This is a genomic window from Desulfocicer niacini (genome assembly GCF_054657595.1).
Genome location: NZ_BAAHYK010000010.1, coordinates 60,418 through 86,325, shown reverse-complemented (window position 1 = coordinate 86,325; position 25,908 = coordinate 60,418). Strand labels below are relative to the sequence as shown.

Sequence of the window (25,908 nt, the reverse complement as noted above, 5' to 3'; positions counted from 1 at the left end):
ACTTTTTTGGAATGCCAATACACTGCCAAAGTTGCATTGCCATATCTGTCTCCATCACCGGAAACGCTTGTTAAAAAAGTTGAAATTTGTCGGTAATTCATGTAGATATCACCTTTACGGAATGGCAGGGGAAAACAATTACCCCAATCGATGAATATATGTATTGGGATCACAGACAATAAGGATATGGCGTGTTACTGGAAGTTCAGTCATTAAGCTGCGGCATCGGACAAAAACAAATTTTCTCGGGGGTCTCCTTTGGGGTGAATCCAGGGGAACTGGTGAGCATTGAAGGGGGATCGGGCCGGGGAAAATCATCACTTCTTTTTGGTATCCGGGGCATTAGCCATGAAGAAAAAGTGTATGCGGGCAGGGTTTTGTTCAAGGGTAGCCCCTTAAATGCTGCGGTCCGGCAGCACATCGGCCTTGTGCTACAGAACCCCCATTCCCAGATGATTTCTACCCTGGTCAGAGAAGAGTTGATGTTCGGGGTGGAGGAGAGTCAGGCCCGAGCGACATCTATCAACCAACGCTTCCAGTGTACCGTGGACCTGCTGGGGCTTGAGGCTGTACTTGACAAACCTGTAAGAACTCTGTCTTCGGGTCAGAAACATCTGGTGGCCATTGGTGCCGCAGGGATGATGCCCTTTGAGCTTCTCTTGATGGATGAACCTTTTTTGTACCTGGACCCCGGCAATATCAGCAAGGTTCTTGATTACATGAGCTATCTCAGAAACAAGGGGGCCGGTGTGGTGCTGACCTCCCATCCCGGGATAATCTCTTCTCGGCAGGTGGACCGGGTGGTGCCCATTGAATCTTCCGAACCCATGCCTCCTTTGCCTGTTGTTTCCATTTCCCCGGATTCACCATCGGTTTTACCTGGACAGCGACGTGTGCATCTTCATAGGGTGGGATATGGATATGAAGGCAGTCCCCTTTTGGCAGTGGATCTGTCGTTTACCCTCACGGGCGGAAAGGAGCTGTGGATTGAAGGGGCCAACGGCTCGGGTAAAACCACCTTGCTTCATATTCTTTCAGGGGACCGGGAGCCGGACAGGGGATTGGTTGAGCGCACCGGGGCGGGGGGGGCGTGTCGGGTGATGACCCTGACCCAGAATCCGGACAGGCATTTTTTTGAGCCCACGGTTCAACGGGAGATGGCCAGTGCATTAATGGGTAAAAAGCGAGACTTTGATAAACTTGAGGCTGCAGAAGATGAAATAGAAGCCCTTCTTACCGGTGTGGGGCTGGCCCATAAAACCCATGTCTCTCCATTTAAGCTCTCTTTTGGCGAAAAAATTCACTTGGCCGCGGCCCAAGCCGTGCTGCTACGTCCTGACTTTATTTTTGTGGATGACATCCTGGGATTTCTGGAGGGCCGGGAACGCCGGGAATTGCTTATTTTTCTTCGCAGGGCCATGGAGCGGATTCACTGTGGGGTGATCTTTACCAGCAGCCGGGGAATATATGCCTATGATGCCCATGATCAGATCATCCGCCTGAGCGACTATCTTCCTTTCCCGGAAGAAAAGGCAACAGCCGGGTCCCTGGCATCAGATAAAAATCCCCTGATGACAGATAAAACAAAAAACGGCAGCAACCTGATTCAGACCCCAAAAAAAGCCAGGCAAAAAAGGGGTGTTGTTAAACGCCTGTTCCGTACATTCAAGGCACCTGCCTATGATTATGTGGCTGGGGCTTCCCCCCTTCATCGTGCCTCTCCCCTTGTTAAAATGGGGATTAACATGGGTATCTGGTTTTTGATTTATGCCCTTGGTGTGGAATCTTATCCGTTGCTGGCCCTTGTGCTGTTTCTTTATTACCTTCTGTCTGGCATGGGTGTGGGGCGCTTTATTGCGGACAGCCGGTTTTTTGCGATTCAAGCGCTTGTATTTGCCCTTTTTATGCCGATTTTTCGTTGGGATGTGGCTGCTGCTGGGGAGGGTGCCCTGGCCGGGGTCCGTGTGTGGCTGTTTTTTGTTCCCGTCATGGTGATGATGCGCACCACCACCGTGGGGGAGTGGATGGCGTTGTTTTCCCGGTTTCTCTCCCGGGATAAGAAACTGGCCATGGGCATTGCATTCGGACTGCTTCCCTGTATCACCGCCGATGCCAGGGAGATTCTCCGCATCCAGGGTCAAAAGGGTCTGGTGCCGGATAAAAAGGATCTGCTCCATCCCGGTCAGCTGTTTGTGGGGCTAAAGGCGGTGTTCATACCTCTGTTGATCTTGATGGAAGATATTGCCACCTTGGCGGGATTGTCGGTGAAATTAAAGGGTATGGAAGAGTAATATGATGGATGTCGAGAATAATAGCATAACCCCTGAGGAGAGACCGACCGTGCAGCACACCAATGAGAAGCAGTCAAATGGCCTTAACCTTCCTGGAAAAGAGAGACAGACATCACGCCTGCTCATTTCTGAAACCATTCTTCTGACAGTGTTTGCTCTGGTCTCCGTGGCGGTTAAACAGATGCTGCGGCTGGATCTCAATCTTCCCGGACATTCCTATGTGGTCTATCTCTTTTTTCTGGTGTTCGGGCCGTGTTATGTGAACAAGAAGGGGGCAGCTCTTTACTTAGGCATTGTGGCCGGGGTATTTGCGGTTATTGCCGGATCCAGAAAGGGGGTGCTGGATGTGCTGCGTTTTGTCATGCCGGCTTTTTTTCTGGAATTGACTCGGTATCTGCCCACCCTGGGACACCCCCTTGTCAACCGGGTGTTGGAGGGGGTGCTGGCGGCCCTTGCCATGCATGTGGTGAAATCGGGCCTGAATCTTATAACGGGAAAACCGTGGGAGGTGGTGCTGATAAAGTTTTATCCCGGCCTTGTCACCTATCCTCTCATTGGCATTGCCTGCGGGGTATGCGCCTATTTTATGTATGGTGCGGTGCGGCAATATAAGGGGTTGAGCCGGAGATGAAAAAGGTGGCCCATGTTGAGCTTGAGCTCAAGACCGGGAAAGTGGGAATGTGCGCCATTTTGTACTTCAGGGCCAGAGTTGTTTTATGCGATCCTTGGTCAGGGTTACCCAGGTTGGAGCACCAGATGTTCCTGTTGTTGCCTCTACGGGTAGCACCTGCTGTCCTGCCTGGTGGATGATTTTCACCTTGTCATCTCCCAGAATAATGTGTTGATCCATCTTCAGAGGTTCTCCGTTAAGGGGTTTAACGACATCCACAAAGGAATGGAGGCAAAGGGCTTTCACCGAGATACTGCTGCCTGCTTTGTCAAAATGGTACCAGCCCCGGAACCTGCCGTCATTGCCCCCGAGTCTGAGCCCCACACCCGCCAATGATCCGATGATACCGTCCCCGGTCCCCCCGTGTTCCGACAGATGTATCCCCAGGTCCGCGGCCAGTTCATAGGCCATGGTTTTATTTAATACAGTATCTTTGGCTTTACGCCCAAAGGCCATGAGCTGTTGCCGGTCAAGGTCAGGCTGGTCCACAGCCACGCATAGCCCGGCATCGGACCCCGGGGCACTTTCAACCTCCAGCCCTTTTTGCATGAAATCAATGAGGGGCTGCAGGGTATTTTTATCAATTTGGGCTTTAAAGCACATGGAGCTGTTGTGGGAGGTGTAGGGAATATCCTCATGCACAAATAGCTGGTGTCGACTGATGGAAGTGCAGGTTCCCCACCCTTTTTTTTCAATGGCCTCGGCAAATATCTGCGACAGCTGCCCTGTACCTCTGCTTTCAAGGTTGTCTGTGTCGTCAATGCATACAAAAATGTTCATTTATCACCTTATTATTTTATAAGAAAGGCCCGGTGCTGTGCGTTAACACTCGATGTTCAAGTTTTTTCTGCCGATTTTGCGAGAACGGAGTCCGGCTTGCTGCATCACAAGGATGCAGCCCCGGGATAACGGTTAATTGAAAACAGCAGCGTCCCTAACCACTACATATGCGTTTATATGAAACTCCATCCAATACGTTGAAATCACATGGGTTTCATTATTCGTTGTGACTGGTGTTAACAGCCATGTGTGTTATATTAAAACCTAAGGACGGCTCCAGCATAAACTGTGCGACCCTGGCAGGGAAATCCATAACTTTGCTCGTAGTCTTCGTCCAGCAGGTTTTCAGCCCTTAAAAAAACTTCCAGGGTATCCTGGAATAATCTCTGGGACACCTTGCAGTCAATGACGGTGAAATCATCCAATTTGGCCTTTTCAAGGGGAGCCTTTTTGCTGTAATAATACTGGTCTGCCACGTAAAGAACCGACAGTCGAGCCGTGAGTCCAAAGGGAAACACATAGCTTCCTTCCAGGGAAAATTTCTGTTCCGGCCGGTTCTGGAGTTCATCTTTTTCCGTGTTGTCGGAGCGATCTTCCGAGGTCATTAATGATGCTGTGCCGGTGAGGGTCAGATTTTTCACATATGTGTTGACCACTTCAACCTCAACTCCCTTGAATCGATATTCTTCAAAGTTTTTGTAGAGATCGTCAGTGTTATCTTTTTCAATGAAATCTTTGGCGTCCTTGATGTACCCGGTGACGCAGACAGTTGTGGATGCGGGCAGGGCCTGCTCCACTCCTAGCTCCCATGAATAGATTGTTTCAGATGTTAGATCCGGGTTACTGCCATCCTGGGCATAGAGTTCCTTGGTGGTGGGAAACTTGATGCTTCTGCTCCAGGAACCTTTGAAAGTTGTGCTGTCGGTGGCATCAACGCTTGCGCCGATCATGCAGGTAAAATCATCTTCATCGTTGCCGCCATCCTTGTCCATGGCATGGAATCCATATCCTGCAACAGCTTTTAATTTGTCCGTGATCTGGCTGGTGTATTCCAGGGCAAGAGAGGTAAATCCCAGATCATAATCCATGTCAAAGGTATCTTGATCTCCGTTTTTGTCTATTTCATACCCGTCAGATTCCCAGGAATCTTCTTCCACCATGGCGGCAACCGTAAGGCGATCCGATGCCCGGGGAAGCCAGGACAGCTGAAGGTTTGCGCCATTGACGGTGCTGGTGGCATCTTCGGTGTAGCTGCCTTTTTTGGAGATGGATTTATAGTTGTCGTTGTCATACCGGTTGGTGAGGGTATCGCCCTTTGTTGTATAAAGCCAGCCCCGCAGCTGTAAAGGGGCCTGGAAGGTATAATCAAAGGCGGCCTGAAAGGAGGTGGATTTGATTTCTTCGGTGCGGTCATACTTGACACTGGGAGCAAAACTATCTTTTTTATCGTTTATGGTGGAAGGGGGTACTCCGTTCTCTCCATCCTGATAATTAAAGGTCAGTCCCAGATTGAATACGTCGGACACGGCATAATTTATACCGGCAAATGCCGTCTGGCGTTCATAGTCACTGTTTTCCCGGTCGTCATTGTCCTGGAGAGATGTTTTGTTGAAATCACCGGACACCGGCACGGCATCCCGGGAGGTGTTGCCAATGCTTACCACGCCGTCTATTTGATCAGATCCCCCGGTGACGGTGGCATTGGCGGAATAATATCCTTCAGGCCCAAGTTCATTGAGGATACTTGCGTGAACCCCCTGTGTGCCTTTTTTGGTGATAATATTGATGATACCAGCACTGCCACCGGCCCCGTATATCACAGAACCGCCACCGGTGGTCACCTTGATGCGGGCAATGTGATCCACCGGTATGGTGGTGGGGTCAAACTGTCCGTCATAGGTGTCTTTGACTGGAATTCCGTTCAGTAATAACATCACATGGCGGGTGCGAAGTCCCCGGATGTCGATGCGGGGGGCTCCCGAGGCCCCATATCGGATGTAAATGCCCGGAATGAGTTTCAATGCCTCATCCAGGGTTCGGATGCCTTTTTGTTCAATGTCAAGGGCTGTTACCGTGTACAAAGTGGCCACGGATTCCGAAGATGTGGTCTGGTCGGTGACCACCACCTCACCTAATTGGTAAAACGGCGTTTGTGTCTCGGAAAATGCATTGGACGTGATAAGGCATAAAATAATACCTGGCCAGAGGATCAGTCTTTTTTTCATGGGTTTCTCCTGAATCCGTGTCAATGCCGTGGGGCATTGAATTTTTTAAATTGTTTTTATTAAATCGGATTTTGTGGTTTGGGGTTTGCGTTTTTCATGACTTGTTATTCACAATCTAAACAAGTCGATTTGTTAGGTTTTGGTTATTGTTACGCCGGATATTTATAAGGAATTCAGGGAATCGTCAACCCTAATTGTTATTATGAGTTTGTTTTTGGAATTTATAAAGATTTAATAAATGTTATGTTTGTTTATGAAAAACACCATGGATTACCAAAAAGCGTATAAAAATAACCTTTTTTAGATTTGAATACATGACGGCTGAATATTTTCCTGGGAGGGGATATTCTTTATTATTTTAATTGAGATTATGTTTACAAAACAGGCATATGTCCATAAATACTTGTCAAACAGGTCAATGTTCTTTACACTTACAAATTTGTTCTTCCGGGTTCGCTAAAATATCCGGCGTAACTCTGGTGTCATGACGAATGGCCCATGTTATGACCAAGCCCGGCTTTCATGTCATTGACTTATTACTGGTATCGGCCGTCGCCACCACCCGGTTCGTCTGCCTTTGGGAGAAAAATATGGAAATCAGAGAAATAAAAAAAATAACCGACCAGGATCATCTGAATCTCTTTTCTTTGTCCTACCTGGATCAGCGGGGCAGCGAAAAATCATGGGTGTTTGCCTCCCGGAAAAAAGTGCCGGAGGTTCAGGATGAAAGAGCCCCTGTTGCCGATGCCGTGGTGATTGTCCCCCTGCATCTGGAAAAGAAAAAATTGGTGATGATCCGGGAATTCCGGGTACCCTTGGGGGGATTTCAATATGGATTTCCCGCAGGCCTGGTGGATCCCGGCGAAACCGTGGAAAAGGCCGCGGCAAGGGAACTCAAAGAGGAAACCGGCCTTGATCTAAAAACGGTGGTGCGAACAAGTCCCCCCATTTACTCCTCTTCGGGCATGACCGACGAGTCCATCACTCTTGTGTTTGCACAGTGCAGTGGGGAGGTGGATCTTTCGGGCAACGAAGCGTCTGAAGAGATCAGCGTGTTGTTTCTGTCCCGGGAAGAGGCAAAAAATCTTCTGAATACCCCGGAATTGAAGTTTGATGTGAAATCATGGATTGTTCTGGCCCATTTTGCCGACACGGGGACGGTGTAAATGTTTTCCAATTTTATTTATTTTCTGGTGGCATTGATTCTCTACTCCACCTGTGACTATCCCGGTGCTGATGCCGCCATGCCGGACCATGCCCTTATGATGGCCCTGGTGCTGGCCATTGCATTTTGGTGGGGGTGCCGGTTCCTCTTTGGGCGCCTTCAGGCAGCACAGGAACGGATGGAAGAATTGGAACCCTATGGAATGCAGTTCGGGGTGGATCAAGCCATGGACAAGCTTCTTTCCCGCCTTTCCATGGGTGCCCTGGTTCTCTTTGCTTTGGATCTTTACCTTTTGCGCTTGAATCATCTCCTGGATGGGGTGCTGGTTTTTGAAAAGTTTCCCACCTTGAGAGCCTTGGTGTTTCTGGGTCTGTTTCTGGCCTATCTGGTGATGGTCTGGTCATCTGCCTGGCCGGTTCAGAAAAGAAATTTTTCTGCCAGCGTTTCCCGGAAGGCCTTTGTCCGATCCAATATATCCTTTTCCCTACCGGCCCTGCTGCCCTGGTTTTTAATTTCCCTCACCGCCGATGTCATTGATCTGCTCCCCTATAAACAGCCCGGAGCCTTTCTTGCCACCCCCATGGGGGAAATCGTTTATGTCCTTGTCTTTCTTGTGGCCATTGCCGGCATGGGCCCTTTTCTGATCCAGAAGGTATGGGGTTGTCATTCCCTGGAACCGGGCCCGGCCCGGTACCGTATTGAAACCCTGTGCCGACGGGCAGGTATGAAATACCGGGATATCCTTAAATGGGATCTTTTTGCCGGCTCCATGATCACTGCCGGTGTCATGGGGATTTGGGGCAGGTTTCGCTATATTCTGGTTACCCCGTCTCTTCTTTCCATGCTTGGCAATGATGAACTGGATGCTGTGATTGTCCACGAGATCGGTCATGTGCAACACCGCCACATTCATTTCTATCTGCTGTTTTTTGCCGGTTATATTGCCTGTATTTATTCGTTTCTGGATCCCCTGGTGATGCTGATTGTCTCAAGCCCTCTCCTTGATTTCATGGAATTTTTTCAGATGTCCCGGGAGGGCATGATGACCCTGGTGCTCAGTGGGGTTCTCATTCTCATTTTTTTCTTGTATTTCCGGTATGGATTTGGATTTTACATGAGAAACTTTGAGCGCCAGGCAGACATTCATGTGTATCGCTATCTGCCCGATGCCCGCGCCATGATCACCACCTTTCATAAAATAGCAGGTTACAGCCGCCAGGCCTGGGATAAACCCAACTGGCATCATTTCAGTATTAAGGAGCGTGTGCATTTTCTGGCACGGTGCGAAACCGATGCTGGCCTCATTGAGCGACACCATCAAAAGGTGCGCCGCATGATGTGGGGATATGTTGTGCTCATAATGGGGGTGTGCGCCCTTGGGTATCATCTGAATTTCGGCACGGGCAAGGTGGGCATAAATAGATATGTCACGGAAAAACTCCTTTTCCGGGAACTCTCCTCAAATAGCCATGACCCTGAAATTCAGGTGTTTGCCGGGGATTATTACTATGATGCAGAGGCCTTTGAAAAAGCCATTTCCTTTTACCGCATGGCCATTGACACTGATCCCAACAACGCCCATGCCCTGAACAATCTGGCCTGGCTTTATGCCACCTGCAGTGATCCGTTTTTCCGTAATCCTGAAGATTCTCTTGTTCTGGCACAAAAGGCTCTGGTTCTGGATAAAAGTCCCCATGTCATGGATACCCTTGCCGAAGCCCTTTTTATTAATGGCCGCTATGAACAGGCCCTTGAGATGGCCACAGAAGCCCTGAAGATGGCCCGTGATCGACATGATTATTACCGGGGGCAGGTGGAACGGTTCAAAAAACATGTGAAAGAGTGAGGCCAGTCAACTACCCCTCTTTCCTGTGAAATGTCTTGATGTGGTGCTCGAGCCCCCTATTTGGGAATATTCATATTGTCATCATCATAATTGCCGTTTTCGGCTATTGTATGGCAGGCAATGCAATTTGATAACGAACCTATGGATGCCCGGTTCAAGACCTTTTGGGAAATTTCATGGTGCTTTTTTATGATATACGGGGTTGGGTAATTCTCAGATTTTTTTGCCACTTTGATGAGGGATCTGGGTTGCGTTATTGGCGCTTTTGTTGGAATTCACCTTCATATAGATAATAACGTATGAGATGCTAAAATCCTGCGTAAAATTAAAATGTTTTTGAAAGAGGCGGATTCCCTGTGTATAAAATACCGGGAGAGCTTGATCCAGGCGGAGCAGACAATCGTTTGGAATCATCTGGTGCCATCCCAAGCAGATGTTCAGCAGCTGGCAGAACAATTGGTACCTGAAAACGACAGAAATGTTTTTGAGAAAATGGTGCAGGATGCTTTACAGCATCTGCACGAAGGTAGCGTTGCGCAGTATCGGCTGAAGTTGTCGAATTTAAATCATGGGAGAGTGAGACCCGGTTTTAATTGTTGGTGTGCGATCAACTTCTCACCGGACAAGCTGATTCATCTCAAAGATGGGCAGGCACACCGACAAAACAATAAATCCCACAACCACCCCCATGACAAGGATAATCAAAGGTTCCAGCATGGCCGTCATGGCGGTGAGGGAGGTGTCCACTTCCTTTTCATAAAAGGCGGCGGTGCGCTCCAGCATTTTTTCCAGGGTCCCGCTTTTTTCCCCAACTTTGATCATCTGGGTCGCAAGGACAGGGAAGGCCCTGTGCTGCTCCAGGGCCAGGCCAAGTTCTCCGCCCTGCTGGACCTCGACCTGAGCCTTTGTAATGATAGCGGAAAGGACACGGTTGCCTATGATGCTTTTGGCAATGTCCAGGGCCGTCAAAACCGGGACCCCGTGTTCCAGAAGAGACCCCAAAATGCGTGAAAAGCGTGCAGCTGCTGATTTTTTCAGAAGTGATCCGATTTTGGGGAGCATGAAAATGGTCCTGTCAATGAAAAAAGCCCCTTTCTCAGTTTTTTTGAGCAGATAAAATCCCATCATGATAATCAAAAAAATCAACACCAGCACCCACCAGAAGGATTTTAAAAAACCGCTCACGGTGATGAGAAACTGGGTGGGACCCGGCAACGTCTGATCCATGTCGGCAAAAATACCCACAAGCCCCGGCACAATATAGGTCAGCAGAAACAACAGCACCAGCACCCCAACCAGGGCCATGAGAACGGGATAGGCAAGCGACGCCTGTATTTTTGACCGGGTCTCCTCCTGGGTTTCCATGAGATCTGCCAGACGTTCCAGCACAATATCAAGGGTTCCGGATGATTCGCCAGCCTTGACCATGTTGATATAAATGGGTGTAAATAGCGAGGGGTAAAGTGCCAGGGCCAGGGAAAAACTGTTGCCCTCTTCTATGGCGTTTCTCATTTTTGAGATGATCTTGATCAACGCCCTGGAGCGGGTCTGGAGGATCAGGGTTTCCAGGGCCGAAATCAGATTAAAGCCGGCGGATACCAGTGTGGCCAGCTGCCGGGTCATCATAGAAATTTCCCCCCTGGAGATCCTGGAAAAGACGATTCCTCCGGCATCCGAGCATTTGCCGCCGGTATCCCTGGGTGTATTTTCAGCATTGATTTCATTTATGGTAACCAGGTAGATATTTTTTTTTCGAAGCAGGGTGCCGGCGGCGGTTTTACTGTCTGCTGTGATGAGCCCTTGTTCTTTTTTTCCCCTGCGGTTAAGGGCTGTGTATTCAAATGTGGTCATGGATGATCCGGGTTTTTTTGTGTTGTTAATCGGACAGCTTTATTTTATTCGTCTGGAAGGTGTCCGGCTTGTATCAGCTCTACTTTTTTTACCATCATGGGAAATAAGATCAAGGTTTAATTGCTGACTTTACTCGTTGATGGAAAATCAGTCCCGGAAAATCTAATCATGGAGCATTGGATATACACGGGGGGAAGCAGGTTCTCCTTGACAGCTGAAAGTGCTGTGGTAAATAAGAGAAATGCGGATATTGAGTTTTTGATATTCATCACTTGGCACTCAACGCCCTGTATTCATGCAGTCAGAATCCAAGACCAAATACCAGTACCCATTTGCCTATTTATCATTCACCCATAAATTTAAGGAAAAACAAATGATTATAATTTCCAATGTAACCTACCCACCGGAAAGTGCCAAGGAAGTGGCCAGAAGATTTTTAACCGCACCGGTGCTGCCGGACTATCTCATCAAAAAAGGGCCCTATATTTCTGCAGATGTCAAAAGGGGCATTCATTCCATCACCCTGTATGAAGTGGATAATGCAAGGCTTGCCCAGGGACTCACCGCTGTGGGGGAAAGCATGGCCGTTTACATCGGTGTGCCGGGGTACAATTATGAGATAAAGACCTATCTTGAAATCGAAGAAGGCCTTGGAATGCTGGGTTTATAATTAAGTCCGTGTCCCCCGGCCTGCGGTGAGAATCATGCCGGACTTCCGGGTGTTTCGAGGGATTAATTAAAGGGGGAACACTTCTACCACTCGATGTTTAAGTTTTTTCTACCGATTTTGCGAGAACGGTGTCAGGCTTGTGTTATTAGCGTTATCGACCAAAGCTGGGACGAACCCGAAACGCCACCGATAATGCCCATAACGCAAGCCTGACATCCCCGTTATGTCAATATAAAAAACTTGAACATCGAGTACCAGTGACCGGATCAGCTCACAGGCTTCATCCCAGAGAGAAAATGGCGATCTACTTTTTCTTAATTGTGAAAAAATGCAGTTGTGTCATTGATTGGGATATAAAGTTTCATGGGCTTCTCCGGGGGGTGGCGGTTACATTTTGGCGGTGTGGGTCTCCGTGATTTCATCGAAGGCCTTGTTCATGGTTTTCACCGCCAGGCGGATGCAATGCTGCTTTTGATCCGGTATCTGGATCAGTTTTCGGAAAATATCCCGATCTGTGATGGTGCGGGCATATTCTATGCTTTGACCCTTGATCATCTCCATGGCCACCATGGCCGCGGAAATGGCACCGGGACATCCCAATACCTGGATTTTGGCGTTTTCAATAATCTGGCTGTTCATTTTCAGGAAGATTTTCATGGTGTCACCGCACTGACCGGTGAGTTCGCTCACATGGTCGGCATCGGCAAGGCTTCCCATGTCCGGCTGGTTCAGGTAATAGTCGATGGCCGTGTCTGAATAGCCGGAGTCCACGAGCATTGCCCGGACGCTTTCATTGGGTTTGGCACTTATTTCCATAGTTGATTCCTGTTCCTTTCTTCTTGCTCACTCTTGTCCATGGTTGATCCGAGCGATGAAAAATCCCTGCGTAGCGGTCTGAGTTAACTGCCCAGGTCCTGTTTTTTCTACACAGGCTTAGAATTCCGTCCAATGGACGGTATTATTATTGGCTATGCTACCTTAATTTAAAGGCTGCATCCCTAATTAATTTAACGGCTATGTCCATAATTTAGTGGGCACATCCACCGCCGATGGCGTGTCCTTTGCATGTCTGACCGGGAAGAAATTCTGAAAGCTTTCCTTCATTGAGCAGGTCCAGATTGGCCTGGACTGTTCCCTCCATGGCCCGGTAGGTTTTAACACCCTCTGCCGACAGTTTGCCAAGGGCACCTTTTCCGATGCCACCCACCACGATGGCGTCGGTCTTGACGTCTCCTAGGGCTTTTAATGGCTGGCACTGGCCGTGTGCGTGATCCTTGTCCTGATTTTTAAGGATTTCAAAGGTCTGGGTGTCGGTGTCCAGCAGAATAAAAAAGGCCGCAGATCCAAAGTGATTGTATACATCGCTGTTGAGACCATTTTCATTGTTTGTGGGAAATGCTACTTTCATTTTTCTGTACTCCTGTGAAAAAGGTTTAGAGCCCGTTTATGTTCAATGGCGCGTTTGGGGTCAGAGTTGTCTGTATTTTTGCCGATTTCTGTTTAATGCCCTGGACTATCAAGGATATCTAAGCCTTTTCCAGGCATTAACAAGATTAAAAAAAGGCGTATTGAGTCGATAAATTATGTACGAAAAAATCAATGTCAAGCAAAGGCTTTCCGCCATTGTAATTTTGATCTTGACCATAAGAATGGGGCAGGGATCTTCTTTGCTTTTTTTTAATAACCGAAAAAAACTTGTATGGCCGGACAAAAGATATTAAGCTGACTGCGGTATGGGAGGTTGGCATGATTGTGATGGCCAGATCCTGAAAATGGATGACTAAACCCGGGGAGCTTTTAAAATGAAAGTAATGATTTGTGGCAGTGACGGGCAGCTGGGATGGGACTGCATCCGGGTGTTTGACGTTGACAATGACATTTTTCCCTTCAATCGTACCCAGCTTGATATTACAACTCTTTCCGGGGTACAGGCAGCCATGGCAAGGGTGATGCCGGATGTGGTCATTAACTGTGCCGCCTTTACCCAGGTGGATCGGTGTGAAACTGAACCGGAGATTGCGTTTAATGTCAATGTTCTGGGGGCGGAAAACCTGGCACTGACCTGTGCCAAGCACCAGGCAAAATTGATTCACATATCAACGGACTATGTGTTTGACGGAAACCGGGAGCCCCCCCTGTCCTGGTCTGAAACCGATGAAACCCATCCCGTGTCCATATATGGAAAAACCAAGCTTGAAGGGGAAACACGAATTGCCAGGGCCTGTAAAGACCATGTAATACTTCGCACCGCCTGGCTCTATGGTGCCCATGGGGGAAATTTTCTTAAAACCATGTTGCGTCTGACCCTTGCCAATCCTGGAAAAGAATTCAAGGTGGTAAATGACCAGTATGGATCTCCCACATGGTCTTTGCGTCTGGCTCTTCAGATCCATCGGCTGCTCCGGGAACAGGGGCAGGGCATCTATCATGCCACCTCGGAAGGCTATTGCTCATGGTATGAACTTGCCTGCTTTTTTCTAAAAAAAATGGAGGTACCTCATTGTCTGATTCCCTGTACTACAGAAGAGTACCCCACACCGGCAGCCCGCCCTGCTAATTCCATTCTTGAAAATAGACGTCTGAAGCTGGAAAACATCAATCGCATGACCGGCTGGCGTCACGGGGTGGAACAGTTTGTGTCCCGGTACCGCAATGATCTGCTTGACGAACTCACAACAGATATTTGATAAGTTTTGTCGGGTATTGGTTTTTGGACGTTGGATTATGGGTATTGGACATACCCTTCGTTATCAAGCTAAATTGGTCCTCATCAGCATGTTGAGAATTTAAGGAGATATATGGATTCCATGATAAAGCCGGATATTTCTGGATTTGAGAAAACCATTCGTGATTATGTTCGGTATGTGCTGGGAAAACCCATGACCGATGCCAGTAACACGGATCTGTTCAACGGTGTGTCCTCGGCGGTGCGTAAATTACTCATGGATATCCGCATTGCCACAGAGCAGCGCTATGCCGTAAGGGAGGTCAAGCGCATGCATTATATCTCTATGGAGTTTCTCACAGGGCCTCTACTTGCTAATAATCTTTTAAACATGGGAATACTGGAAGATGTCCGGGAAATTCTGGATAATATGGGGTTGAATCTGGATACCCTCATGGAGTGCGAACCTGACCCTTCCCTTGGAAATGGTGGCCTTGGCAGGCTGGCCGCCTGTTTTCTGGATTCCTTGGCAAGCCTTGACATGCCGGGATTCGGGTATGGGATCAACTATGATTATGGGCTTTTCAAACAGAGCATCATGGGTGGGTATCAGCGAGAAAAACCTGATAACTGGCCAAGCAAGTCTTCCCCCTGGCTCATTGCCAGGTCCGGTGAAAAATGCATGATCCCCGTGTATGGACGCATTGTGGATACAGAAGATACTAAGGGCGGGTACAATCCCATGTGGTCGGAATGGCAGCTGGTGGTGGGTAGGCCCCACGATATCCCCGTGGTGGGGTATGGGGGCCACACGGCAAACCGTCTGAGATTATTTTCGGCATGGGCTTCGGAGGATTTTGATATCCGCATTTTCAATGAGGGCGATTATTTCCGGGCCGTGGAACGAAAGATAAACTCTGAAAACATTTCTAAAATTCTCTATCCATCGGATTCCCAGGAGGCAGGAAGGGAGCTTCGTCTGGTGCAGGAATATTTTCTGGTGGCCTGCGCCGTACAGGATATCATTCGCATTTATTTAAAACAGCACGATGATTTCAGCAAATTTGCCAGAAAAGTGGCCATTCAGCTCAATGACACCCACCCTGCTTTGACGGTGGCAGAACTCATGCGTTCCCTTGTGGATGTCCATGGGCTGGAATGGGATAATGCCTGGAAAATAACCACCGAAACCCTGGCCTATACCAACCATACCCTGCTGCCGGAAGCCCTGGAAAAGTGGCCTCTGGGCATTGTGGAGAAGGTGATTCCCAGGCATTTACAAATCATATACGAGATCAACCGGCGATTTCTGGAAAGCCTTGCCGTTTCTTTCCCCGATGATCGCCAGCGCCTCCAGCGCATGTCCATCATTGAAGAAGGAGAAGAAAGACATGTAAAGATGGCTCATTTGGCCATTGTGGGCAGTCATTCAGTGAACGGGGTTGCAAAGATTCATTCCCATCTGGTAAAGACCTTTCTGGTACCGGAATTTCATCAGCTGTGGCCTGAAAAATTCAATAACAAAACCAATGGAGTCACCCCCCGACGCTGGCTTTTGTCCGCCAATCCAGGCCTTGCCCGTCTGGTTTCAGAGGTTATCGGGGATGACTGGATCACCAACCTTGATGCTCTGAAGGCCCTTGAACCCTTAAGAAATGATGCCGCTTTTATGACACGATTTTCCATGGTGAAGCGGGAAAACAAGCTGCGCCTGGCCCGCCTTATTAAAAAGACGGCCTACGTTGATGTGGATCCGGATTCGATCTTTGACATCCATGCCAAAAGAATTCATGAATACAAACGTCAGCTTTTAAATATCATGCATATTGTGCACGGTTATTTTATGATCCACGAGGACGGCGTGCTGCCTCCCTGTCCCCGGACCTATATTTTTTCCGGCAAGGCAGCCCCCGGGTATTTTATTGCAAAGCTTATCATCCGCCTGATTCATGGGGTGGCCGATGTGATCAACAAAGATCCCCTGGTGAGCCAGTGGATCAAAGTGGCCTTTATTCCGGATTATAAAGTGTCCCTTGCCGAGATTATCATCCCGGGTGCCGATGTCAGTGAACAGATTTCCACAGCAGGCATGGAGGCTTCCGGCACCGGTAACATGAAGTTTGCCATTAACGGGGCGGTGACAATGGGTACCATGGATGGTGCCAACATTGAAATTGCCGACGCTGTGGGTATGGAAAATATTTATATTTTCGGACATTCGGTGGAAGAAATTTCTGCCATGCGAAAAGACTACAATCCCGGGAAAATATTGACAGCTACCCCCCATGCCGGACGGGTGCTTGATGCCATCAATTCTCCTCGGTTCTGCGGCTGGGAATCCGGCATCTTTTCCCCGGTGTTTGACGCGGTGGTAAATCACGGAGATTATTATATGAACCTTGCCGATTTCCAGTCCTATGTGGATACCCAGGCACGGCTGGCAATGGATTATGTCGACAGGAAAAAATGGGGAGAGATGACACTTCTGAACACTGCCCGCACCGGTATTTTTTCCAGTGATCGAACCATTAGGGAATATGCCCGGGACATCTGGGGCATTGAAAGTCAGATATGAAAATATATTTTTCCCTTGAGCTTTTTGCCTTGTCCATGTATTAAATAAACCGCTTGTATACAGTAAAGAAGATTCAAAATATTAAGAGGTGCAACATGGGAATACATGAGCGGAAGCAGAGAGAAAAAGAACAGCGGCGCATTCAGATCATGGAAGCGGCCAAAACGGTTTTCTCAGCCAAGGGATTCAATCGGGCCACCATGGAGGAAATTGCAGGAGAGGCCGAGCTCAGTCCGGGAACCCTGTATCTATATTTTAAAAATAAGGAAGAACTTCATACCTCTCTTTCCATTAATATCCTTGAGTATCTCACGGATCAGATAAATACCTATGTTCACAATAAAGATATCGACGCCATGGCAAAACTCATGGCATTAAAAGATGTTTTTATAAAGGTGTATGAATATGACGCCATGGTGCTGATCAATCTGTTTCATCTTCAATCCGGTGAAACCCTGAAGAATCTGTCGGGACCGGTTCTGACAGAAATAGAAAAGACATCCGCCGATGCCCTGGGGGCCATTACGGCCATTGTTCAGGAAGGTCTGGACCAGGGGATTTTTGTGGATCGGCACCCCGTGGCCCTGGCAGATATCATCTGGGCTACTTATTCCGGCGTGGTGTTGTGGGTGGACAGTAAGCGTCTTTTAAATAATGAAAAGGATTTTGTAAAGCAGACGCTGGAAACGGCCTTTGAACTCATTGCCATTGGGCTGACACGTTCCTGATCCGGGGAATCTGATTTCTTCGTGATACGTTAAAATGCCCGGGCCTGATCCCCCCATCCTGCCATGGATTATGAGGGACAGTTTTGTTATGGCTTATTTTTTGCATAATCTGTGAATGGTCTGGGCATGCCATTCTCCTCTCCCGGAAAACGTGGGGATTCCCCGTTTTTTCAATTCTTCAGCAATTTCTCCAAAGGTACACCGACTGTTGCGCATCTCCTGGATGATGTCAACAACCTCCGTTTTGGTGAGCCGCGATCCATCCATATCCCGGGAGGCAGGCGGGGCTGTGCTTTCCGGCGGGGAGCTGGAGGACAGAACCTGGGGGATATTTTTTCCGGTTAACAAGTCATTCATATTATTAAAAAAACAAGTTATTGCCCTATGAAATTTCATCTGGGTTTCAGCCAGTTTTTCTCCGGTTTCACACATCCTTTCTATGCTGGTGGCGATGGCCGCCAGATTGGCTTTGATTGCTGGCATTGACTGGTTCAGAGCATCCTTTTCCTGGGGCAGATCGTCAAAATTACTTAGTTGCGATCCCCTGCGCTCTTTATTTTTTCGTCTGTCAATGCTTGGATAAAAATTACCTTCGGCACTTTTTCTGGTACCGGAACTGTGTCTTGCTTTTGGGTTTCGCTGGGGATTCCTTAGATTTTTTAAAAATTCATTCATGAAACCTCCTGAAAATATGGCGATTATCATAAAACATGAAGGGGCCGGGTTTCACCGTAGGGGACTTGGTTACAAACATGGCAGCTGTTTAAAAAATTCGGGCTTTAATAAAACATAAGGTTGATCACGATGGATCATGAACTGCTTGAAGGCGTGGGCGGAAATGGCAACCAAGGCCCATTTGATCAAGGATACAGTCTGTGCTGAAAAAGACAATGAGCCTGGATCATTGAATAGTGAACGATTTATTCTTTGTGATTTATTTTTTTAATATATATGAATTTATAAATAAGTCAAGCTGGAAAAACTGAAAAAAACTGAGAAATATGGATCTATTGTCAGAAGGAGCTGCGAGGTGGGAATAAAGGGCTGGGATAAATGGAACCGGCAGCCCAGTGGCTGCCGGTTCCAATGTCGTCGGGGGGAAAGTAAAGGTTTACAGTGCAACCCTGTGGGCCGGTTTTGATCAGGTTTTAGGTCCTGCCAAAAGTTTTTCTGTTTCTTTCTGGATACAATGATAGATATCGTCATCACTGCCGAAAATATCAATGACATCCTTGTGATTGATCAGTTTTTCCAGAATGAATGCGGTGAGATAAAGACTGACCACATTGGGGTTCTGTACCAGGGTGCGAAAGGGTGCAATTTGAAAATCAATGTCAAAATCTTCGGCCTTGCAGAGGGTGTCAAGGCATTTGGCAATCTGTTCTTGAATGGCGTTTTTGCTTACGGTTTCCACAATGCCATTTTCCACCAGGGTCATGGAAACCCAGTTACTGAACATGTCAATATTTTCCCGGACTGCGTGGATGGCCCGGCCTTTTTCCCGTTCTTTGGATGATTCTATTTTTGAAAGCAGTTTAGCTTCTCTGTGTCCCACATTAAATGTTTTACCCATAGCCTGTCCTTCTTATGGTTTTATGGAGCCTGGTTCCGGAAAAATCTTTTGCCAAGGCCGCAATATGTTAATCTTTATTTATCTCTGGCGAAGAGTATAATCGGAAATGAACATGGGTTACAAGATAAAAATCATATGGCTTCAATAATAATCTGGGGAAAGCTTTTGCGGTTGAATCGATTCATTCGGACTCTGAATGCAATTTTGTTAAAGTACACCGGCAAGGGCTGATCCTTATTAATATTGAATTGAAACGCTTCAATGGTTGCGCTGATTCCAGAGGTGGATGTTTTTTCCAGGATCATTTTCCGATGTCTATCGGCGATGATGACAGAGGATGTCACCTGGAGATTTGAGCAGTGAAAGAGGGGTTCGGGATTGTCGGTGCCAAAGGGGCGAAGGCCATCCACCTCGTTGATGAGCGTTTCGGTTATTTCATGAGGTTCCAGAACACAGTCCAGAATTAATTGTTTTTTTAAGGGGTGTTTCTGGACGGCCAGGGCAACCTTCTGCTCAAACATTTCTGCAAAGGTTGCAATGTTTGTTTCCAGAAGTGAGATACCAGCCGCCATGACATGGCCACCGAATTTTTCCAGCAAACTTGTGCATTGGGTTAAGATGGCATGGATATCCACCGAAGCCACACTTCTGCACGAACCTGTGGCTGGCGTGGCTGCCGTGGAGATGAGCACCACCGGCCTGAAATATTTCCGTGCGGTTTTAGATGCGGCAATGCCTAGCACACCGGGATTCCATTTGTTATCGGAGAGTACAATGGCCTGGCGATCCAGGATCTCCGGGTGTCGCACAATCTTATTTTCAATCTCCTCCACTATACTCTTTTCCGTCTGCTGCCGCTTCAGGTTCAGCTGATCCAGCAGGGCTGCGGTCTGCTCTGCACTGCCTTTTTCCCGGGTGGTGAGCATACCCACACAGATTTGTGCATGGGCCATACGTCCGGCGGCATTAATTCTCGGCGCGATCCGAAAGGAGATATCATCGGAGTCAAAAAAAGATGTATCCACCCGACTGACGTTGGCAAGGGCTTTCAGGCCTGGCCTTTTTCCCTTTTGAATTACCCGGATACCTGCGATGGTGAAAATGCGGTTTTCGTTTTTCAGGGGCACCATGTCCGCCATGGTGCCGATGGCCACCAGATCGCAATAACCCATGAGGTTGGGTTCTGTGATGGAGGTCCAGAAATTTTGTTGTCTCAGATACTGTCTCAGGGCAATGACAAGATAAAAGGCTACCCCCACACCGGCCAGGTGATCAAGGTGGGAAGAACAGTCTTTTCGTTTGGGATTGACAATGGCCACGGCCCGGGGAAAGGGCTGTGAAATTTCATGGTGGTCGGTGATGATGACGTCAATGTCTTCCTCGGCAGCCTTGGCTACGGCATCGTGGTTGTCCGACCCGCAGTCCACGGTGATGATCAGATCGATGTGCCGTTCCACGGCCATGTCAATGTGTACGGGCTTCATGCTGTACCCTTCCTGGGTTCGGTGGGGAATGTACCAGGATACATCGGCATTTACATGGGTGAAGAAATCATGGAGTATGGCGGTGGCCGTGACACCGTCGGCATCAAAATCTCCAAAAATCAAAATTTTTTCCTGGTTGCATATAGCCGTATAAATGCGTTCCACCGCACAGGTCATGTCCTTCATGGCAAAGGGCGGGGTCAGGTTGTCAAAGCTTGGGGACAGAAAAGAAAAAGCGGCTTCCGGTGAGGTGATGCCGCGGTTGACCAGAAGTGCGGCAACGGCCGGATGGCACCCGATGATGCGGGAAATTTTTGCCACTATGCCGGGATCGGCAGATTTGTGTACCCATTCCATATCCATATATTTTCCCTGAAATTGCTTTTTATATCCAATTGTCAGCCTAAAGTCCAGTCATTACAAATGTTGGCAACCCAGATGTCTGGTTTTTTTAACAAAAATGTCAATATGCCACCCCCGACGTCTACCCTAACCGGAACGGCTGACCGTTGGGGGCGGCATAATGCCATTTGGCTCCGCGTTTACGACCCATTAATCGTTGTGTCGGCAGGCTGACATGGTGGCTATATAAAAATATATTGGTCAAACCTGTCATTGATGTTATATATTAAGATTTTAGACTTTTTGCTCAAACACCATGGACCGGGCAGGTATGAATACCATTATAAAAAAATTTCAGGTAGAAAAAAGCCACATCGGGTTTTTAAAATTTATTTTTGAGGCCCATGACGGACTGGGGGTAATAACCACCCTGGACCCTGGGTCAGGACTTGTGCAGTTTGCCATTGCACCGGGGTGCCTCTGCGATGTGGAAGCTATTTTAGAAGATTTGAAAAAGGATGTGAAAATTAATGAAGTGTAAGGGCTATGTATATATTTATACCATTGGCTGCCAGATGAACACCTATGATTCTGAGAAATTGTTTGTGATTCTGCACAAGATGGGGTACGAAAAAACAGATGAACTCAACGATGCAGATATCGTGATTTGCAATACCTGCTCAATTCGGGAAAAGGCCCAGGAAAAAGCTTACAGTTTTCTGGGAAGACTTGCCGATAAGAAAAAGAAAAAAACCCATCTGGTGTCCATCATGGCCGGGTGTGTGGCCCAGCAGGAAAAAGAAAATGTATTTAAGCGCATTCCCCATCTGAATGTGGTGATGGGTACCCATGCCGTGGATCAGCTTCCCCGCATCATTGAAGCCGTTCAGTCCGGACGTACCCATATCTGTGAAACCCGGGAAACCCATGGGATTTTTGAAACACCCCCCCGCATTGAAACTGGCAAGGCCTTAAAAAAGGTCTCCCGCTTTGTTACCATCATGCAGGGCTGTGATAATTATTGCACCTATTGTGTTGTTCCCTATGTCCGGGGACGGGAGCGAAGCCGCACCCCGGAAAGCATTGTGGAAGAGATCACCCTGTTGGCCGAAACCGGGGTGAAAGAGGTGACACTTTTGGGTCAGAATGTCAACTCCTATGGACAAAAAGAGGGCATCTGCTCCTTTCCGGAACTTCTGGCCAGGATTAGCGATGTGTCAGGTATAGAGCGTATCCGATTTGCTACCTCCCATCCCAAGGATTTATCCGATGAACTTATTTTTGCCATCCGGGATCTGGACAAAGTGTGCAATCAGCTTCACCTGCCGGTGCAGTCGGGGTCCAACGACATCTTAAAAAAAATGCACCGGGGATATACCCGGGAGATGTATCTGGAACGTATCGCCATGCTGCGAAACCATTGTCCGGATGTGGGACTTTCTTCTGATATGATTGTGGGCTTTCCATCGGAAACCCGACAGGATTTCGAACAGACCCTGTCTCTTATTTCCACCGTCGGGTTTGATGGTTTGTTTGCCTTTGCCTATTCGGACCGGCCCAATGCACCGGCGGCCCACTTTTCCGGGGCAGTGGATGAAGTGGAAAAGATGGCCCGGCTCAATGAATTGCTGGCCCTCCAGGAAACCTTTACAGAACAGCAAAACCAGGCCCTTGTCGGGACCATGCAGAAGGTTCTGGTGGAAGGCAGGAGCCTTAAAAAGCGCCATATGGAACCCGGGGAGAGTGTTGCCGCACCCCAAATGACCGGGCGTACGGATACCGGTAAGATTGTCCATTTCAATGCCACAGGCGTGGCACCGGGAGAAATGGTAAACATAAACATAGTTCAAGCCTATTCCCATTCCCTCTGGGGAACGTGTGAAGGGGAGTCATTACAGTGAAGATCAGATCTAGTAGACAAAAGGTGGGCAGAAATAGCCCCTGTCCCTGCGGAAGCGGAAAGAAATTTAAAAACTGCTGCATGAATGGGGTGTCAGCCCCCATGACCTTGAAGGAAGAATATAAAAAGAAATTTGATATTACCCTTAAAGATCCCCATGAGATTGAGGGCATAAGAGCTGCAGGGCGCGTACTTATGGATATCATGGACAAGGTGGAACGCATGATCGCACCGGGGATTAAAACCGAAGAGATTAACACCTTGGTCCATGAAGAGACCCTGAAGGCGGGTGCTGTGCCTGCCCCCCTTAATTACCGGGGATTTCCCAAAAGTGTCTGCGTTTCCGTCAATGAAGTCATCTGTCATGGGATTCCCGGGGAGCGTGTGTTAAAGGACGGTGACATCGTTAATGTGGATATCACCCCCATACTCAACGGGTTTTATGCCGATGCCAATAAAACCTTTTTTGTGGGCACCCCCACAAGGGAAGGGAAAAAAATAGTGGCTGTGGCAGCAGAATCTTTGAAACGGGCCATGGCAATGGTCAAACCCGGGGGAAACCTTGGAGACATCGGCTGGGCCATCCAGACCTACGCCGAAGGCCAAGGATGTTCCGTTGTCCGGGAGTTTGTGGGGCATGGTGTGGGGCTGGATTTTCACGAGCAGCCCCAGGTACTCCATTTCGGCAAGCGGGGCCGCGGGGTAAAACTGGTACCTGGCATGGTGTTCACCATTGAGCCCATGATCAACCTTGGAAGACGCGATCTTCATATTCTGCCGGATCGCTGGACAGCCGTCACCAGTGATGCCTCTCTGTCTGCGCAGTTTGAACAGACCATCCTTGTGACGGAGACCGGGTTCGAAAGTCTTACCCCTTACGAACTATAAGCCTCGTTCTTTTAATTTATAAATATTGGGTTTGGTAGTGTAAATGTTTGGCCAGTGCCCCATATTCGTCTATTTGGGATTGCGTAGCATATAAATGCTAAATAGGGTAAAATAGACGAATATGGTGTGCTGATCGAATATTTACTTTAATTTTTCATGCTGTGGATGGGAGCGGGAATTCTGCCGCCCTGTTTCACAAATGAATCCCGAAGGTGGGCATGGGCAACGTCCATGATTCGTGCTTCCCCCAGAAGACCCCCGAAATAAACCTTGTCCCCTGCTTTTTTCCCGGGTACAGGGATAAGTCTTGTGGCCGTGGTCTTGTTGTTTATCATGCCGATGGCCATTTCGTCGGCAATGATGCCGGCCAGGGATTCTTCGGTGATATGCCCGGGGATGGGCACCATGTCAAGCCCCACGGAGCACACGCAGGTCATGGCTTCAAGCTTCTCAATGGAGAGATAGCCGTTGGCTGCGGCTTCGGCAATGTTTAAATCCTCACACACCGGAATAAAGGCACCGCTTAATCCCCCCACATGGGAGCTTGCAAAGGCTCCGCCTTTTTTGACGGCATCATTCAACATGGCAAGGGCCGCCGTGGAGCCGGGTACCCCGATGCTGGTAAGGCCCAGTGCCTGGAAAATTTCACCAATGCTATCCCCCACCGTGGGTGTGGGTGCCAGGGAGAGATCCACCACCCCGAACCGGATGTTTAATGTGTCTGCCACCTCCCGGCCGATGAGTTCACCCACCCTTGTGACCTTGCAGGCTGTTGTTTTGATGATTTCCGCAATTTGCCCCAGGCGCAGGCCAGGGGATTTTTCCAGGGCCCGTTCAATGGCTTTTTTAACCACCCCGGGGCCGCTGACGCCCACATTAATAACGGCATCGGCCACCCCCACCCCGAGATAGGCCCCTGCCATGAATGGCATGTCTTGGGGAATATTGGCAAACACGCACAGCTTGGCACAGGCAAGGCCGTCATCATCGGCTGTCAGGGCTGCGGCTTTTTTAATGACCCGGGCCATTTCATACACGGCATCCATGTTGATACCCGATCGGGTGGTGGCCACATTCACCGAGGCGCAAAGCCGCTGGGTTTCGGCGAGGGCCTGGGGAAGGGCATCCATGAGGGCACGGTCCCCAGGGGCAATGCCCTTTTCCACCAGGGCCGAGAATCCGCCCATGAAATCAATGTTTACGGCCTTAGCAATGTCATTTAAGGTATGGGCAATTTCCACCATCTGGGGAGCGGAAAAAGGTGCTCCCACCAGGCCGATGGGGCTCACCGAAATGCGCTTGTTCACCACGGAAATGCCGTACTTGTCCCCCACGGCATCGCAGACTCTTACAAGATCTGTGGCATTGCGGAGGATTTTGGCACGAATTTTTTGCTTGAACACTTCAAGGTCATGGCTGACGCAGTCAAAAAGGCTGATGCCCAGTGTTACCGCCCGGACATCAAGATGTTCGTTTTTAACCATTTCTATGGTTGATATGATTTCCTGTTCATTAAACATGGGGTTTTCCTTGGGGAATATGACCTTTCCCTTATCCGTTAATCAATGGGTATAATCGGCAGATACGTCTGTTTTTTAATTGGATACGGGAAAGGATGCTCCAGAATTAAATTTTATTGATGGTTTCAAAAATATTTTTGTGCTGTATGGAAATATCCAGTCCCAGTTCCGCCGCTTTGGTTCTTAGGGCTTCAAACAGGTGAGTCTGGTCGGTGGTCGGGGTCACGGCGATTTCATAGACCATGATATTGGCCGTTGGATCATCCCCCCCCTTGAACACCGCTTTTAGGTTGGTTACGTTCACCTGATGTTCAGCAATTATCTGGGTGAATCTGGCTACCAGGCCCTTCTGGTCAGGGCCGATGGTGGTGATAAGAAATGTTTCTGCAGCTACGGGGATCTTCGTTTCATCTGGCTGGGAAATCTGGTCCATGTAAATCTGAAGGCCTTGGGCGGACAGATCCCGGTCAAGCCGCTGATGCAGGGTCTTCATGTCCAGTCCCGGAGGGGGTTCCACAATGAAAAAACCTGAAAATTCGTTCTGCAGGATCATTTGGTTTACATTTTGAAGGTTGCAGTCAAGGGCGTATAAACTGGCGGATACCCTGGCGATGATGCCTGGTTTGTCCTTGCCCAGAACGGTGATGATCAATTTTTTCATGGTTAAAACTCCTGAATGTACGTTTGTGCCCAGGTAATTCCGGGTCTGCATTATAAAACGCTTTAATAAACCAT

The 25,908-nt window shown here is 48.5% G+C and carries 22 protein-coding genes; 11 read left to right on the top strand and 11 right to left on the bottom strand.

Annotated elements, in window-relative coordinates:
* The first annotated feature begins 191 nt into the window (after positions 1–191).
* Complete coding sequence (locus ACYQ2M_RS07195) at positions 192–2,291, top strand: ATP-binding cassette domain-containing protein (RefSeq protein ID WP_459915650.1); 2,100 nt, start codon at positions 192–194, stop codon at positions 2,289–2,291.
* A gap of 49 nt (positions 2,292–2,340) precedes the next feature.
* Positions 2,341–2,922: a hypothetical protein gene (locus ACYQ2M_RS07190; RefSeq protein WP_459915649.1), complete on the top strand. Its 582-nt coding sequence runs from the start codon at positions 2,341–2,343 to the stop codon at positions 2,920–2,922.
* Positions 2,923–2,988: 66 nt separating this feature from the next.
* On the opposite strand, the gene ACYQ2M_RS07185 is transcribed toward ACYQ2M_RS07190, so the two are convergent.
* Positions 2,989–3,741 carry a hypothetical protein gene (locus ACYQ2M_RS07185; protein ID WP_459915648.1) on the bottom strand — a complete coding sequence of 251 codons (753 nt, stop codon included), beginning with the start codon at positions 3,739–3,741 and terminating at the stop codon, positions 2,989–2,991.
* 257 nt (positions 3,742–3,998) lie between these two features.
* The gene (locus tag ACYQ2M_RS07180) at positions 3,999–5,966 is read right to left on the bottom strand and encodes a TonB-dependent receptor plug domain-containing protein (protein WP_459915647.1); all 1,968 of its coding nucleotides are present in this window, start codon (positions 5,964–5,966) and stop codon (positions 3,999–4,001) included.
* A gap of 590 nt (positions 5,967–6,556) precedes the next feature.
* Here ACYQ2M_RS07180 and ACYQ2M_RS07175 point away from each other — a divergent pair.
* The gene (locus tag ACYQ2M_RS07175) at positions 6,557–7,132 is read left to right on the top strand and encodes an NUDIX hydrolase (RefSeq protein ID WP_459915646.1); all 576 of its coding nucleotides are present in this window, start codon (positions 6,557–6,559) and stop codon (positions 7,130–7,132) included.
* Positions 7,133–8,977: a M48 family metallopeptidase gene (locus tag ACYQ2M_RS07170; RefSeq protein ID WP_459915645.1), complete on the top strand. Its 1,845-nt coding sequence runs from the start codon at positions 7,133–7,135 to the stop codon at positions 8,975–8,977.
* A 56-nt stretch (positions 8,978–9,033) separates the two neighbouring features.
* On the opposite strand, the gene ACYQ2M_RS07165 is transcribed toward ACYQ2M_RS07170, so the two are convergent.
* Positions 9,034–9,207, bottom strand: a complete 174-nt coding sequence (locus ACYQ2M_RS07165; protein ID WP_459915644.1) for a hypothetical protein — start codon at positions 9,205–9,207, stop codon at positions 9,034–9,036.
* A 385-nt stretch (positions 9,208–9,592) separates the two neighbouring features.
* The gene (locus tag ACYQ2M_RS07160; RefSeq protein WP_459915643.1) at positions 9,593–10,828 is read right to left on the bottom strand and encodes a type II secretion system F family protein; all 1,236 of its coding nucleotides are present in this window, start codon (positions 10,826–10,828) and stop codon (positions 9,593–9,595) included.
* Between the two features lie 373 nt (positions 10,829–11,201).
* Between ACYQ2M_RS07160 and ACYQ2M_RS07155 the strand changes: the two genes are divergently transcribed.
* A complete protein-coding gene (locus ACYQ2M_RS07155) occupies positions 11,202–11,498 on the top strand; it encodes a hypothetical protein (RefSeq protein WP_459915642.1) in 297 nt (98 codons plus the stop codon).
* Between the two features lie 387 nt (positions 11,499–11,885).
* Here ACYQ2M_RS07155 and ACYQ2M_RS07150 read toward each other — a convergent pair whose 3' ends face one another.
* On the bottom strand, positions 11,886–12,314 hold the full coding sequence (locus tag ACYQ2M_RS07150) for an iron-sulfur cluster assembly scaffold protein (protein ID WP_459915641.1): 429 nt from the start codon (positions 12,312–12,314) through the stop codon (positions 11,886–11,888).
* Between the two features lie 211 nt (positions 12,315–12,525).
* Complete coding sequence (locus tag ACYQ2M_RS07145; RefSeq protein ID WP_459915640.1) at positions 12,526–12,906, bottom strand: NifB/NifX family molybdenum-iron cluster-binding protein; 381 nt, start codon at positions 12,904–12,906, stop codon at positions 12,526–12,528.
* Between the two features lie 394 nt (positions 12,907–13,300).
* On the opposite strand from ACYQ2M_RS07145, the gene rfbD reads away from it, so the two are divergent.
* The 3 genes from rfbD to ACYQ2M_RS07130 all read left to right on the top strand — a co-directional run bounded on the left by rfbD (position 13,301) and on the right by ACYQ2M_RS07130 (position 17,466).
* Positions 13,301–14,185, top strand: a complete 885-nt coding sequence (gene rfbD / locus ACYQ2M_RS07140; RefSeq protein WP_459915639.1) for a dTDP-4-dehydrorhamnose reductase — start codon at positions 13,301–13,303, stop codon at positions 14,183–14,185.
* Positions 14,186–14,296: 111 nt separating this feature from the next.
* Complete coding sequence (locus tag ACYQ2M_RS07135; protein WP_459915638.1) at positions 14,297–16,738, top strand: glycogen/starch/alpha-glucan phosphorylase; 2,442 nt, start codon at positions 14,297–14,299, stop codon at positions 16,736–16,738.
* A gap of 95 nt (positions 16,739–16,833) precedes the next feature.
* Complete coding sequence (locus ACYQ2M_RS07130) at positions 16,834–17,466, top strand: TetR/AcrR family transcriptional regulator (protein WP_459915637.1); 633 nt, start codon at positions 16,834–16,836, stop codon at positions 17,464–17,466.
* Between the two features lie 93 nt (positions 17,467–17,559).
* On the opposite strand, the gene ACYQ2M_RS07125 is transcribed toward ACYQ2M_RS07130, so the two are convergent.
* The 3 genes from ACYQ2M_RS07125 to recJ form a co-directional block, all read right to left on the bottom strand.
* On the bottom strand, positions 17,560–18,141 hold the full coding sequence (locus ACYQ2M_RS07125; RefSeq protein WP_459915636.1) for a hypothetical protein: 582 nt from the start codon (positions 18,139–18,141) through the stop codon (positions 17,560–17,562).
* A 466-nt stretch (positions 18,142–18,607) separates the two neighbouring features.
* Positions 18,608–19,039: a hypothetical protein gene (locus ACYQ2M_RS07120; RefSeq protein WP_459915635.1), complete on the bottom strand. Its 432-nt coding sequence runs from the start codon at positions 19,037–19,039 to the stop codon at positions 18,608–18,610.
* Between the two features lie 131 nt (positions 19,040–19,170).
* Positions 19,171–20,886, bottom strand: a complete 1,716-nt coding sequence (gene recJ / locus ACYQ2M_RS07115) for a single-stranded-DNA-specific exonuclease RecJ (RefSeq protein ID WP_459915634.1) — start codon at positions 20,884–20,886, stop codon at positions 19,171–19,173.
* A 310-nt stretch (positions 20,887–21,196) separates the two neighbouring features.
* Here recJ and ACYQ2M_RS07110 point away from each other — a divergent pair, with 310 nt between their 5' ends.
* Genes ACYQ2M_RS07110 through map form a run of 3 tightly spaced genes read left to right on the top strand, consistent with a single transcriptional unit; the run spans position 21,197 to position 23,653 of the window.
* Positions 21,197–21,406, top strand: a complete 210-nt coding sequence (locus tag ACYQ2M_RS07110) for a DUF4911 domain-containing protein (protein WP_459915633.1) — start codon at positions 21,197–21,199, stop codon at positions 21,404–21,406.
* Complete coding sequence (gene miaB / locus ACYQ2M_RS07105) at positions 21,396–22,766, top strand: tRNA (N6-isopentenyl adenosine(37)-C2)-methylthiotransferase MiaB (RefSeq protein WP_459915632.1); 1,371 nt, start codon at positions 21,396–21,398, stop codon at positions 22,764–22,766. The genes ACYQ2M_RS07110 and miaB overlap by 11 nt, the downstream gene beginning before the upstream one ends.
* Positions 22,767–22,768: 2 nt before the next feature.
* A complete protein-coding gene (gene map, locus ACYQ2M_RS07100; RefSeq protein ID WP_459915701.1) occupies positions 22,769–23,653 on the top strand; it encodes a type I methionyl aminopeptidase in 885 nt (294 codons plus the stop codon).
* 146 nt (positions 23,654–23,799) lie between these two features.
* On the opposite strand, the gene ACYQ2M_RS07095 is transcribed toward map, so the two are convergent.
* Both ACYQ2M_RS07095 and ACYQ2M_RS07090 read right to left on the bottom strand, forming a co-directional pair.
* Positions 23,800–25,173, bottom strand: coding sequence for a PFL family protein (locus tag ACYQ2M_RS07095; RefSeq protein WP_459915631.1), 1,374 nt, complete (start codon positions 25,171–25,173; stop codon positions 23,800–23,802).
* A 106-nt stretch (positions 25,174–25,279) separates the two neighbouring features.
* Entirely contained in the window at positions 25,280–25,834 is a 555-nt protein-coding gene (locus tag ACYQ2M_RS07090) for a glycine cleavage system transcriptional repressor (RefSeq protein ID WP_459915630.1), read from the bottom strand.
* Positions 25,835–25,908: the final 74 nt, after the last annotated feature.